A 12,341-nucleotide genomic window follows, 5' to 3' on the forward strand; every position below is an offset into this window, starting at 1 on the left:
ATGAGCGGCATTATCGGCATCACCATGGGCGATCCCTGCGGCGTCGGGCCCGAAATTTCGGTCCGTGCTCTGGCCGAGATGTCGGCCGAAGATCGCGCGGCCACACGCATATACGGCAATCTCGCGACCTTGAACGCCGCGCGTGACGCGCTCGGCCTGTCCATCGATCTCGCCCCACATGTCGTCGACGTCGAGGTGGAAGGCGCTCCGCTTCCCTGGGGCACTTTGAGCCCGGTCGCCGGCGACGCCGCCTTCCGCTTCATCGAAAAGGCAGTCCGCGATGCGGAAGCGGGAGCGATCAGCTGCATCGTGACGGCCCCGATCAACAAGGAGGCCCTGAACCTCGCCGGCCACCATTATGACGGCCATACCGGCATGCTGCGCAGCCTGACGGGCTCGAAGGCCGCCTATATGCTGCTTGCCGCGGAAAGACTGAAGGTCATTCACGTGTCGACCCATGTCTCGCTTCAGGAAGCGATCCGCCGGGCAACGACCGAACGCGTGCTCGCGACCATCAAGGCCGGCAACGACCACCTGAAGCGCGTCGGCTACGACAAGCCGCGCATCGCGGTTGCAGGCGTCAATCCGCATTGCGGCGAAAACGGTCTCTTCGGCACCGAAGACGACGACCAGATCGCCCCAGCGGTCGCGGCCGCGCGCGCCGAGGGCATCGACGTGCAGGGACCGATCTCCGCCGACACCGTCTTTTACCGCGCCTATTCCGGCGCCTTTGACCTCGTGGTCGCGCAATATCACGACCAGGGCCACATCCCCATCAAGCTCGTCGCTTTCGACACGGCCGTCAACGTCTCCGTCGAGCTGCCGATCGACCGCACCTCAGTCGATCACGGCACCGCCTTCGACATCGCCGGCAAGGGCATCGCCAACCACGGCAATATGAACTCCGCCATCGCCTATGCCCGCAAGCTGGTCGCTGGCAAGGCAAAGCAAGGATGACTTCGATGACAGCATCCATCACCCTTCACCAGCCGCGTCGGCTCATCGTCGGCGCCGGGACGATCGGGGAGGTCGGCAACCTTGTGGCGGATGCCACGGCTACACTCGTCATTGCGACGCCGATCACCGCAGGTTTTGTCGATCGTCTGAAGCTTCCGGGAAAGATCGAAATCTTCGACGCGATCCCAGGCGAACCCGATGTAGCGACACTCGACGCGGCACTTGCCGTCGCCCGCCGGGTCAGACCTCAGGCCGTTATCGGCCTCGGCGGCGGATCGGTTCTCGACGTGGCAAAGCTCGTGGCTGCGCTTTGGGACAGCGAGCAGACGCTGGCCGACGTCGCCGGCCCCAACAAGGTCGCTGGTCGCAACACCCGGTTGATCCAGGTCGCAACGACGGCCGGAACCGGATCGGAAGCCGGCATACGTTCGCTGATCACCGACCCGGTCAAGGGTGCGAAGATCGCGGTTGAAAGTCCGCACATGATCGCCGATGCGGCCGTTCTCGATCCCCAGCTGACCTTCACCGTCCCGCCCGCCGTCACTGCCGCAACCGGCGTCGATGCCATGGCGCATTGCGTCGAAGCCTTCACCAATAAGCGTGCCCATCCGATGATCGACGGTTTCGCCCGCATGGGCTTCCGACTCGTCGGCAAATATCTGGCCCGCGCGGTCAAGGATGGTTCCGACACCGAAGCCCGCGAAGGCATGATGCTCGCCTCCTATTATGGCGGGATCTGCCTCGGTCCGGTCAACACGGCAGCGGGTCACGCAATCGCCTATCCGCTCGGCACGCGTCTCGGTCTGCCACACGGGCTGGCAAACGCCATCGTCTTCCCGCATGTTCTCGCTTTCAACCAGCGGGTCGTCGCCGAAAAGACAGCGGAAGTAGCGGAAGCGCTCGGCTTCAGCGCCAACTCGCCTGATGCCCTGCTTGAGAATGCCTGCCTCTTCTGCACGGACCTCGATATCGAGATGCAGCTTTCCCGGCATGGCGCAAAGGAAGACGCACTGGCGGGATATGCGGCCGAGGCCCATGCCAATCGTCGCCTGATGGACAACAACCCGGCCGACATGGCTGTCGAGGATGTTCTGGCGATCTATCGAGCTGCCTATTGAAGGCTTCTCATTCCGACTAAAAGAAAAAGGGGCCATCGGCCCCTTTTTCAGTTGTCAGATCGAGCGTTACGCAGATACCCGTTCAGCCGTCCGGCAGGGCCGTCAATGATGCACTCGTCTGGAAGAGACGGGCGCGCGAACCTGTCAGATGAGCATGCATGAGCTCTTTCGCCCGGGCGCCTTCACCCGCCGCAATCGCAGCTGCTATCGCTTCATGCTCGGCAAACACGCGCGACAGCCCAGCTGCGTCCCGTTTGACCGAGACACCGTGAAAGCGCATGCCGACGGCGATGTGGTCCTTCAGGGCCTCCATGGCGGTCGAGAAATAGGTGTTGTTGGCGGCGCGCGCGATCGCAAGGTGGAACTGGAAATCGGCATCTTCGCGATGCGCCTGGCGGTTGGTCGCGTCACGCATCAATTCGAGCGCCTCTCGGATCGACGCGAGCGCAGCCGGCGTGTGGCGCATGGCGGCGGCCTCAGCCGCAGCCGGCTCGAGGGTCAGGCGAAATTCATAGCAGTTGAGAAGATCCGCGACATTCTCGAGCTGACCGAAACCGAGCGGCTGTTTCATACCGACGGATCGCACGAAGCTGCCGGCACCGCGCCGCGAATAAATAAAACCCTGCTCGCGTAGCCGGCGAAGGGCTTCCCGGACAATGGGGCGCGAAACCTCAAACTCGATCGCAAGATCGTGCTCGGTCGGCAGGCGCTCGTCCGACTGGTAGGCGCCCGATTTGATCGCCCTGTGCATTCGCTCGAAAACCAGGTCGGCCAGACTTTTCCGTGGCGTTCCGTTTTGCAGTCCCATTATCAGCCCCTGCCCCCCTGCAGTTTTTCGGCGAGCGTCACCAATGTCTCCGGCACTCCGAATCCGCCTGATTTGGCAATGATACAATGTCCATCGGCATAGGCTAGCCCGAGCCCTGGCAGGCATTCCCCCTGCAACCGGAAACACTCGATCCCCATGCGAGCCATAACGGCTTCAGCGGTCGAACCGCCGCAGAGGAGGAGTGTCCGGGCACCTTCAGTCAAACCGGGATGCACTGACGACGCAAGGTTTCGAGCGACCTCCTCCGAGCTTATCTCTGTGTCCCCGGAGACCGCCTGCACGAGCATGGGGAATGTCTGCGGTTGGCCGACAGTCTTCAAGATGCCGTTGGGTGCGGGTTGGTAGCTTACTGCCTCCATCTCGCGCAGCCGATCCACTTGCTCCACGGTGATCCGATCATGCGATCCGATGACAAAGAGTGCAGGGCCGATGGGCGGCTCAACCAGTTCGGACATCGGTTGCCCGGTCATTTCCAAGGCCAGTGCCTCGGCAAGCCCCCTTGCACCGATGAAGAGGTCAATGCCTTCGGCGCGGGCATGCGTGAGAGCGTCACTCAGATCCTGATCCGTTGTTGCATCGACGATGCTGCAGCGCTCGGCATGATGTCTCAAGGCGTTCGCCACGGAGATCGGCGTGGACACTCCAAATCCCTGGACATGCCCTTCACGAACGAAACGGCCAAAGGCCGGGATGGCGGGTGCAACGAGTGCCCTTGTGAATGGAATGGCATCGAGTTCAGTCGAGATATGTCCCTTGAGGCGGGAGTCGACCTTCTTGAACAGAATGACATCGGATGGCAGCGTTTCCATCACCTGACGCAGGGCTCGGAACGCGTCTTCTGCAGGCTTTTCCCGAGAGGCCAGATTGATGGACAGCACCTCCGGCGCCTGCAAAATCCCTGACTTCACCGCATTCGGTGTCAGGGCGACTTCCGTATGCAGCCCGCGCGCGGCAAACGGAGCGGCGGAGTCCAGTGCTCCCGTCAAATCATCGGCAATGATGACAAGCACCATCCTGCTCCATGTTGTTATCTTCTCGATTGAAATATGGTCGCATTTCCAGCAGGATGCAACACCATGGTAACAAATCATCACTGGAGAGGGACACCGGGTCGGAAGCGATGCGACTGCTTTTCAGCGCTTGATTGCCTTTTTGCGTTGCTGTCGCGCGCAGCTCTTGGTTCGGTTGCAACCTTCCATCATGGTCCTCGCCGCTATGCTCGGCTCTGTGGCAACCCGCTTGACACCATCGTTAAAAAACTCATACTCGAAATTGGTCAGACAATCTGACCGCCTGCGCATCAGGGGAGTGATGCGCTCGGAGGAATTCCATGTTCGTGGCTTTGGAGCCGCGCCGGCTTTATCGCCAGGTCGCGGAGCAGATCCGTGCGCTTATCGAAACGGGTGAATTGAAGCCGGGTTCGCGGCTTCCGCCCGAGCGCGAGCTCGCAGACCGCTTTTCAGTCTCGAGACCCACCGTCCGTGAGGCACTGATCGTGCTGGAGGTCGAGGGACACATTCAGATCCGTATGGGCTCTGGTGTCTATATCAGCAGCCGGCCCCGGCCAGCCCAAGAGAGTGCCGCCAATGACGACAGCGAAGGCCCGCTGGAAATCCTGCAGGCGCGCTGCCTGATTGAAAGTGGCATCGCGGAAGAGGCCGCAAGGCTTGCGACGGCGGAAGGTCTCATGCGGATCGACGCCATTCTGGAGCGCATGGAGGGCGCACTGGACGATGGCGCGGTGGCACTGGCGTGTGACCGCGATTTCCACACGGCGATTGCCGACATCATCGGAAATTCGGCGCTCAAGCACTTCACCGGTCTGATCTACGATTCGCGCATGTCGCCGTATTTCAAGAAGCTGGCCAGCTATTTCGAGGGGCCGCATACCTGGAAGCTGGCGCTCGAAGAGCACCGCATCATTCGCAACGCGATCGCAGCTCGGGACCCGGACGGTGCCCGAGAGGCCATGCGGCGTCATCTGACGCTGGCGCAGAAGAGATTCTCGGAAAGCTTTGAGGAGGAGCCGACCAGAGAAGACTGACCGTTCGGGCCTCGCGCCCACGGTTTCCAAAGAGTTCTGTTTCAATGGGAGGAAAACATGAAACTGACACTTAAGACGCTTCTTGGAGCAGCGGCGGTGATTGTCGCGTCCACTGTCTCGGTCCATGCCGAGACCGTTCTGAAATGGGCCCATGTCTACGAGACTTCGGAGCCCTTCCACACGGATTCCGTCTGGGCGGCAGAAGAGATCAACAAGCGGACCGATGGCCGCTACAAGATCGACGTCTTCCCGGCTTCGCAGCTCGGCAAGGAAGCTGACATCAACCAGGGCCTCAAGCTCGGAACCGTCGATATCATCATCTCCGGCTCGAGCTTTGCCGCACGCGATCACAATCCGATCGGCGTGACCTACTATCCCTACATCTTCCGCGACCCGAGCCATCTCCTGGCCTACACCAAGAGCGACGTCTTCAAGAAGCTGACGGCCGGCTATGAAGAGAAGACCGGCAACCATATCGTTGCCGTCAGCTACTATGGAACACGGCATACCACGTCAAACCGACCCATCGCCAAATGCGAAGACATGGCGGGCTTGAAGATCCGCGTACCGGATGTTCCGGCCTATCTGGCGATGCCGCGGGCCTGCGGTGCCAACACAACGCCGATCGCCTTTGCGGAAGTCTATCTCGCCCTGCAAAACGGCACGGTTGAAGCCCAGGAAAATCCGCTGACGACGATCGAGGCCAAGAAGTTCTACGAGGTTCAGAAGAACATCGTGCTGACCGGCCACATCGTCGACCACCTGAACACGGTCGTCTCCAAGACCCGTTGGGCAAGTCTGTCGGATGAAGACAAGGCGATCTTCACCGAGGTGATGCTGGAAGCAGCGGCCCGCACGACGAAGACGATCGAAGCCCGTGAAAAGGCGCTGGTCGACGAGTTCAAGGCAAAGGGCATCACAGTCACCGAAGTCGACAAGGCTGACTTCGAAGAGAATGTCCTCGCCAAGGCGAAGTTCGAGGACTTCGGCTACGACAAGGCTGATTGGGAAGCCATCCGCGCCATCCAGTAATAGCGCCATCCCGGCGCCAGTCAGGCGCCGGGACTCCTTCTGAAATCATCGAGAATTGGAGCCGACCCATGACGGAGCACCCGCACGCGCCGATCAGTGTGGAAGAGATGGCGCATGCCTTCGAGGAGGAGGCAGCACCCGTCGATCTATCCCATCACGCCATCGAGGATTGGGTGACGCTGGCAGTGTTCTGGGGCATGGGCCTCGCCGTGTTTCTGCAGTTCTTTACCCGCTACGTCCTGAACAACAGCTTTTCCTGGACCGAGGAAATCGCCGCCAATTGTCTCGTTGTTGTCGTCTTCATGGGGTCCGTCATGTGCGTGCGCACCATGCGGCATATCCAGGTGGACCTGCTCTACCGGTTTCTGCCAACACGGGCGGTCAGGGTGCTCGAAACGGTCGTCGATGCCATCGGCATCGCCTTCTTCGCCTACATGACCTGGCTGATGTGGCGCTATCTGGAGATCGTCGGCGAGGAGCGCATGGTCACCGTGGACCTGCCGCGCGGCATCGTCTTCTACACCGTCTTTGCAGCCTTTGCGCTGATGTTTGCCCGCTCTGTCCATAACCTCGTCAAGGATCTGACGGGGGCGAAAACCGCGCGCCAGAAGGCGCAGGAAGACATTCACGCAGGGGGAATCTAGACCATGCTGCTTCTCATCGGTTCCTTTCTGTTTCTCTTGATCCTCGGCACACCGGTTGCGGTCTCTATGGCCGTCGCGTCGCTCGCCTATCTCGTGATCTACGGCGTTGCTCCTGACATCATCGCCGCTCAACGCATGATCGCCGGCGTCGAGAGCTTCCCGCTGATTGCGGTGCCCTTCTTCATCCTGGCCGGCAATCTCATGAACATTGCCGGGGTGACGGGCCGCATTTACAAGTTCGCCCTGTCACTGGTCGGCTGGATGAAAGGTGGCTTGGCGCAGGTCAACATCATCGGCTCGGTGGTTTTTTCCGGCATGTCCGGAACGGCGCTTGCCGATGCCGCCGGCATTGGCACCATCGAAATCAAGGCCATGAAGGATCATGGCTATCCGGTGGAGGCGGCTGTCGGGGTCACCGCGGCCTCGGCCACTCTGGGGCCCATCTTCCCGCCATCCCTGCCCTTCGTGATCTACGGCATGATGGCCAATGCCTCGATCGGGGCCCTGTTCATGGCTGGTATCGTGCCGGGGGTCGTGATGGCGATCCTGATGATGCTGACGGTGTACATCTTCGCCAAGCGCAAGGGCTGGGGCTCTGATACGCCATTCGAGCTGAAGCAATTGCTGGCTGCCTCGCTGGAAGTGGTGATCGTCCTCGCTTTCCCTGTCGCCATCTACCTGATGATCCTGGCGGGAATGTCGGTCAATGTCGCGGTGCTGATCGGACTTGCGGTTCTCGTGGCGCTCGACTGGTATTTCGACTTTTCCGCGGTCATGGCGTTGATGACACCCGTGCTGCTGATCGGCGGCATGACGATGGGCTGGTTCACACCAACAGAGGCGGCCGTGGCTGCCGTTCTCTGGTCGTTGTTTCTCGGGCTCGTTCGCTACCGGACGATGACGGTGAGAACGCTGGCAAAGGCGTCGTTCGACACGATCGAAACCACGGCCTCGGTGCTGTTCATCGTCACCGCCGCGTCGATCTTCGCCTGGTTGTTGACGGTGAGCCAGGCAGCACAGCTATTCTCGGACTTCATGTTCGGGCTCACCGACAACTGGTGGACCTTCCTGATCATCGTCAACATCCTGCTGCTGGTCGTCGGGGCCTTCCTCGATACGATTGCTGCCATCAGCATCCTTGTGCCGATCCTGATGCCGGTTGCAGCCCGCTATGGCATCGATCCGGTGCATCTGGGCGTCGTCATCACCCTCAACCTGATGATCGGGCTTCTGACCCCACCCGTCGGCATGGTGCTGTTCGTGCTTGCACGCATCTCCAAACTGTCGGTGGAAAAGACGACCTTGGCCATCCTGCCCTGGATGATCCCGCTCTTCCTGGCGCTTGGCCTCATCACCTTCATCCCAGCCATCACCATGTGGCTGCCGACACAACTCGGTCTTATCCGTTGATCGACCGGTCCGCTTGAGCGGGCCGGTCTCCGTCTTGAACGAAAGGTCTTCTTGCGATGCAAACCCGCGTTGCCCGCCTTCATGCCGAACGCGACCTGCGCGTCGAGCATCTCGATTATCCGGCATGTCGCGCCGGCGAGGTTCGCCTTGCCATGGCCGCAGGTGGCATCTGCGGCTCCGACCTGCATTACTACCAGGATGGCGGCTTCGGCCCGGTCCGCGTCCGTGAACCGATCATCGCCGGTCACGAAGCCTCCGGCTTCGTGGAGGAAATCGGCGAGGGTGTCAAAGGTCTTGAACTCGGTCAACTTGTGGCAGTCAATCCGTCCCAACCCTGCGGCCAGTGCCAGTATTGCCGGATCGGACACCCCATCCATTGTCTGGACATGCGCTTCATGGGCTCGGCCATGCGGCTGCCCCATGAAGACGGCCTGTTTCGCGAACACCTGGTGGTGCCTGCCATTCAATGCCATCCGGTCGGCGGCGACGTCACACCCGAAGAAGCGGCCTGCGCAGAGCCGCTGGCGGTCTGCCTCCATGCGGTGGCCCAGGCCGGCGACCTTAATGGCAAAGTCGTTCTTGTCACGGGCGCAGGGCCGATCGGTCTCTTGACCGTGGCTGCCGCCCGTCATGCAGGTGCAGGCCAGATCGTGGTCACGGATCTGGCCGACTCCGCCCTGTCGCGGGCGCTCTCAATGGGTGCCACGCAAGCCATCAATGTGAAAAGCGAGCCGGACGGACTTCTGCCATTCACGGAGCACAAGGGCTATTTCGACGTGGTTTTCGATTGCTCGGCGGCTGGCCCTGCCCTGCGTTCCGCCTTTGCGACCATCAAGCCACGCGGCGTTCTGGTCCAAGTCGGCGTGACCGGCGACGTCACCATTCCTCTCAACGCACTGGTCGGCAAGGAGATCGTCTGGCGCGGTTCGCAGCGGTTCCATGAGGAGTTCTCAGATGCCGTCGCGTTGATCTCGACGCGCCAGATCGATGTGCGTCCGATCATCTCGCACAGCTTCCCGCTCGATGCGGTGGTCGAGGCCTTTGAACAGGCCGGTGACCGCTCGAAGGCCTGCAAGGTGCAGATCACATTTCAACAGACGGCTGAAAGCCCAAAGGACGAGAGATGAGACATACCTGGCGCTGGTTCGGCCCCATCGACAAAGTCAGTGTGAGAGATGCGGCCCAGGCGGGTGCCGAGGGCATCGTGTCCGCACTGCACCACATCGCAACCGGTGAGGTCTGGCCGGAAGACGAGATTGCCAAACGGCATGACGAGATCCGCGCCGGCGGTCTGGTTTGGGATGTGGTCGAGAGCATTCCGGTGTCCGAGGACATCAAAACGCAGACCGGCGACTGGAAGCGCCACATCGCCAACTGGCAGGAAACGCTCAGACGCCTGTCGGCCTCGGGCATACGAACGGTCTGCTATAATTTCATGCCGATCCTCGACTGGACACGCACGGATTTGCGGTGGGAGACGGGTCACGGCGCCAAAGCCATGCGCTTTGATCTCGTCGATTTCGCAGCCTTCGATATCCATATCCTGAAGCGACCCCAGGCTGCCGCGGACTATCCGGACTGGCTGACCGACGAGGCAGCGCGGCGTTTCCATGGCATGCTGGACGCCAAGATTGTGGCGCTTGGCAAGAACATTGGTGCCGGCCTGCCGGGCTCTGCCGACGGCTACACGCTCGAGCAGCTGCTCGAAAAGCTTCGCTCCTACCGGGGCATCAACCGCGAACGGCTGCAGCAGAACCTCGTCGATTTCCTCAGCGACGTCGCGCCGGTCGCCCAGCAGGTCGGCATCAATATCTGCGCGCACGGCGATGATCCGCCCTGGCCACTGCTGGGTCTCCCGCGCATATTGTCGACAGAGGGGGACTATGCGCACATGCTGGATGCCGTTGATGTCAGCGCCAACGGCGTCACACTCTGCACCGGATCACTCGGCGCGCGCCCTGACAATGATCTGCCTTTTCTTGCCAAGCGCTTTGCCGACCGCATCCACTTCGTGCACCTCCGCAACGTGACCCGTGACACCGACACAGTCCCTTGCTCCTTTTTCGAGGACGAGCATCTGGAAGGCGGGACCGACATGGTGGCCGTGATCGCGGCCCTCCTGACGGAGGAGGCAAGACGGCGGAAAGAGGGGCGTGAAGATCACCAGATTCCCATGCGTCCGGACCACGGCCAGGAAATCCTCGATGACCTGACGCGTGGTGCACAGCCAGGCTATCCAGCCATCGGCAGACTCAAGGGCCTGGCAGAGCTTCGCGGCATCGAGCGCACGCTGTCGCATGCCCGATACGGATTGGGAGGCTAATGTTGCAAAGGCTCTCCAGCACGACGGGTCTTCCGGATACGGTCCGTCAACCGCAGTTTGACCGGACGAAACTGAAACCCGGCATCGTGCATATCGGGATCGGCGCCTTCCACAGGGCGCATCAGGCGGTGTTCACGCAGCGTGCTCTGGAGGCCGAATTCGGACCTTGGGGCATCATTGCCGTGAACCTGCGTTCGGCCGAGCCGGTCGAAGCGCTCGCCAATCAGGATGGCCTCTATTCCATCACCACTCGCAGCGAGGCAGGCGATCAATCCGAGGTCATCGGCGCGACCGTCGACTGGATTTGTGCTGCGTCCGATCGTGCTCGTGTGCTCTCGGCTCTGGCCGATCCGGCAATCCGTTTGGTGACGATCACCGTGTCGGAAAAGGCCTATGGGCTTGATCCGACAACCGGTGGTCTGGACCGGGCTCATCAAGCTGTTGTCGCGGACCTCGAGACGCCGAACGCGCCAGTCGGTGTGCTCGGCTTCCTCGTTGAGGGGCTTGCCCTACGGCGCGCGGCAGGGCTTCCCCCCTACACGGTTCTCTGTTGCGACAACCTTCCATCCAACGGCAAGGTCGTGCGCCGACTGGTTCTGGAGATGGCCCAACTGCGCGATCCTGCACTGGCCGACTGGATCGCCGAAAAGGGTCGGTTTCCCTGCTCCATGGTCGACCGGATCGTGCCCGCCGCTACCGACACCACCCGTCTTCGTGCCGAAAGACTACTCGGAACCCACGACGCCCTGGCAATCGATACCGAGCCATTTATGCAATGGGTCATCGAGGATGACTTTATTTCCGGTCGCCCGTCCTGGGAGGCTGGCGGTGCAATCTTCACCGACGAAGTTGAGCCCTACGAGAAGATGAAGCTGCGATTGCTTAACGGCACGCATACGCTGCTCGCCCATCTCGGGATCCTCGCCAACCTTGACTATATCCGCGACGTGATGGCCGTGCCGGATCTGGCGGCCAAGGCGCGGCTGCATATGGAAGAGGTCGTCTCGACGCTCGATCCGGTGCCCGGCATCGACCTTCCCGCCTATATCGACGAGCTTCTGGCGCGCTTTTCCAATCCGACGATCGACCATCGCAACCTTCAGATCGCGCTCGACACGACCCAAAAACTGCCGCAGCGGCTTTTGGCGCCGACCGTCGAAATGCTGGCGAAAGGTCAGACAGCGGTCACGACGGCCTATGCCGTGGGGGTCTGGATCGCATCGGTGAAGAAGCGAGCCGATTGTGACGATCCACGTCGCAGCGAGGTCCTTGAGGCTGCAGCGAGGATAGATGCCATAGATCCTGCCGGACCCTTCTTTTCAATCCCCGGTCTTTTTCCGCCTGAGCTCTCGGCGGCCAGCGACTGGCGGGACAACGTCAATGCTGCGATCCTGTCGTTCTGGCATAGCGGCGCTGCGGGCCCCCGTTAGGCTCTTCTATTCGCAGCTTAGGTGAGAGTGTCTTGGGTGCTGACGCGGCTATTTTACGAAGTCCAAGACAGGGTTGGGCAGACCGAGCTCCGGCTGCCAATTAGAGTGAGGTCTGCACTTAGGCTGTGGTTGCCCTGACTGTGGACCGGCTCATTCCCGAACGCAGTCACACCTCTCCGCTATCGGTGGCGGAGACGCGCAGCATCTCGCGGACGGATGTGTTTTGGATTGATGTGTGTGTTGGGGGATTTGGTTGCGGGGGCAGGATTTGAACCTGCGGCCTTCAGGTTATGAGCCTGACGAGCTACCGGGCTGCTCCACCCCGCGTCACCAGCGTAAATCCCTGAGGGATTTATCGCGACAGAGCAAACTCTTGAGTTTGCGTCTCTTGCGGCGCAAATCTGGTTGGATTTGCGCCTTTTTCGGTATTTTCGAAAGCGAAAAGACCGCTTTTGGCGGCCCTAAGATTTCGGCTTGGGCCGATGTTGTGTCGAGAAGATTGTTTTTCAGCGTTTTTAGCTGACAACATTGCCTTTAGCAGACCTGGCAGCGAC

Annotated in this window: 12 protein-coding genes and 1 tRNA gene; 9 read left to right on the forward strand and 4 right to left on the reverse strand. The window is 61.0% G+C overall.

Features of this window, described 5'->3' with window-relative positions:
• The gene (gene pdxA / locus QWE_RS06780; protein WP_006725356.1) at positions 1 to 957 is read left to right on the forward strand and encodes a 4-hydroxythreonine-4-phosphate dehydrogenase PdxA; all 957 of its coding nucleotides are present in this window, start codon (positions 1 to 3) and stop codon (positions 955 to 957) included.
• On the forward strand, positions 954 to 2,075 hold the full coding sequence (locus tag QWE_RS06785) for an iron-containing alcohol dehydrogenase (protein WP_040299602.1): 1,122 nt from the start codon (positions 954 to 956) through the stop codon (positions 2,073 to 2,075). The genes pdxA and QWE_RS06785 overlap by 4 nt, the downstream gene beginning before the upstream one ends.
• Positions 2,076 to 2,157: 82 nt before the next feature.
• Here the strand turns inward: QWE_RS06785 and QWE_RS06790 are convergent, their stop codons facing one another.
• Positions 2,158 to 2,883 carry a FadR/GntR family transcriptional regulator gene (locus tag QWE_RS06790; protein ID WP_006725358.1) on the reverse strand — a complete coding sequence of 242 codons (726 nt, stop codon included), beginning with the start codon at positions 2,881 to 2,883 and terminating at the stop codon, positions 2,158 to 2,160.
• Between the two features lie 2 nt (positions 2,884 to 2,885).
• Positions 2,886 to 3,914: a four-carbon acid sugar kinase family protein gene (locus QWE_RS06795; protein ID WP_040299682.1), complete on the reverse strand. Its 1,029-nt coding sequence runs from the start codon at positions 3,912 to 3,914 to the stop codon at positions 2,886 to 2,888.
• Positions 3,915 to 4,234: 320 nt separating this feature from the next.
• On the opposite strand from QWE_RS06795, the gene QWE_RS06800 reads away from it, so the two are divergent.
• The 7 genes from QWE_RS06800 (at position 4,235) to QWE_RS06830 (ending at position 11,787) form a co-directional block, all read left to right on the forward strand.
• On the forward strand, positions 4,235 to 4,948 hold the full coding sequence (locus tag QWE_RS06800; RefSeq protein ID WP_006725360.1) for a FadR/GntR family transcriptional regulator: 714 nt from the start codon (positions 4,235 to 4,237) through the stop codon (positions 4,946 to 4,948).
• Positions 4,949 to 5,005: 57 nt separating this feature from the next.
• Positions 5,006 to 5,980, forward strand: coding sequence for a sialic acid TRAP transporter substrate-binding protein SiaP (locus QWE_RS06805; protein WP_006725361.1), 975 nt, complete (start codon positions 5,006 to 5,008; stop codon positions 5,978 to 5,980).
• A gap of 68 nt (positions 5,981 to 6,048) precedes the next feature.
• Positions 6,049 to 6,624: a TRAP transporter small permease gene (locus QWE_RS06810; RefSeq protein ID WP_006725362.1), complete on the forward strand. Its 576-nt coding sequence runs from the start codon at positions 6,049 to 6,051 to the stop codon at positions 6,622 to 6,624.
• Between the two features lie 3 nt (positions 6,625 to 6,627).
• The gene (locus QWE_RS06815; RefSeq protein ID WP_006725363.1) at positions 6,628 to 8,034 is read left to right on the forward strand and encodes a TRAP transporter large permease; all 1,407 of its coding nucleotides are present in this window, start codon (positions 6,628 to 6,630) and stop codon (positions 8,032 to 8,034) included.
• Positions 8,035 to 8,090: 56 nt separating this feature from the next.
• A complete protein-coding gene (locus QWE_RS06820; protein ID WP_006725364.1) occupies positions 8,091 to 9,161 on the forward strand; it encodes an L-idonate 5-dehydrogenase in 1,071 nt (356 codons plus the stop codon).
• Positions 9,158 to 10,357, forward strand: coding sequence for a mannonate dehydratase (uxuA, locus tag QWE_RS06825; RefSeq protein WP_006725365.1), 1,200 nt, complete (start codon positions 9,158 to 9,160; stop codon positions 10,355 to 10,357). Before QWE_RS06820 ends, uxuA begins: the two co-directional genes overlap by 4 nt.
• The gene (locus QWE_RS06830; protein ID WP_006725366.1) at positions 10,357 to 11,787 is read left to right on the forward strand and encodes a mannitol dehydrogenase family protein; all 1,431 of its coding nucleotides are present in this window, start codon (positions 10,357 to 10,359) and stop codon (positions 11,785 to 11,787) included. The genes uxuA and QWE_RS06830 overlap by 1 nt, the downstream gene beginning before the upstream one ends.
• Positions 11,788 to 12,037: 250 nt before the next feature.
• Here the strand turns inward: QWE_RS06830 and QWE_RS06835 are convergent.
• Together QWE_RS06835 and QWE_RS25635 are read right to left on the reverse strand one after the other, a co-directional pair.
• Positions 12,038 to 12,114: transfer RNA gene (locus QWE_RS06835), tRNA-Met, on the reverse strand.
• 25 nt (positions 12,115 to 12,139) lie between these two features.
• Positions 12,140 to 12,341 (reverse strand): hypothetical protein (locus QWE_RS25635; protein WP_210161673.1); only part of this gene is annotated, 202 nt, incomplete at its 5' end.

It is taken from the genome of Agrobacterium albertimagni AOL15 (genome assembly GCF_000300855.1).
Taxonomy (GTDB): Bacteria; Pseudomonadota; Alphaproteobacteria; order Rhizobiales; family Rhizobiaceae; genus Allorhizobium; species Allorhizobium albertimagni.

What these genes read in the sequence shown, in the direction of transcription:
- QWE_RS06815 (WP_006725363.1), top strand. Translation starts at nt 6,628, where the DNA reads ATGCTGCTTCTCATCGGTTCCTTTCTGTTTCTCTTGATCCTCGGCACA.
- QWE_RS06820 (WP_006725364.1), top strand. Translation starts at nt 8,091, where the DNA reads ATGCAAACCCGCGTTGCCCGCCTTCATGCCGAACGCGACCTGCGCGTC.
- QWE_RS06830 (WP_006725366.1), top strand. Translation starts at nt 10,357, where the DNA reads ATGTTGCAAAGGCTCTCCAGCACGACGGGTCTTCCGGATACGGTCCGT.
- pdxA (WP_006725356.1), top strand. Translation starts at nt 1, where the DNA reads ATGAGCGGCATTATCGGCATCACCATGGGCGATCCCTGCGGCGTCGGG.
- QWE_RS06800 (WP_006725360.1), top strand. Translation starts at nt 4,235, where the DNA reads ATGTTCGTGGCTTTGGAGCCGCGCCGGCTTTATCGCCAGGTCGCGGAG.
- QWE_RS06785 (WP_040299602.1), top strand. Translation starts at nt 954, where the DNA reads ATGACTTCGATGACAGCATCCATCACCCTTCACCAGCCGCGTCGGCTC.
- QWE_RS06805 (WP_006725361.1), top strand. Translation starts at nt 5,006, where the DNA reads ATGAAACTGACACTTAAGACGCTTCTTGGAGCAGCGGCGGTGATTGTC.
- QWE_RS06810 (WP_006725362.1), top strand. Translation starts at nt 6,049, where the DNA reads ATGACGGAGCACCCGCACGCGCCGATCAGTGTGGAAGAGATGGCGCAT.
- uxuA (WP_006725365.1), top strand. Translation starts at nt 9,158, where the DNA reads ATGAGACATACCTGGCGCTGGTTCGGCCCCATCGACAAAGTCAGTGTG.
- QWE_RS06790 (WP_006725358.1), bottom strand. Translation starts at nt 2,883, where the DNA reads ATGGGACTGCAAAACGGAACGCCACGGAAAAGTCTGGCCGACCTGGTT.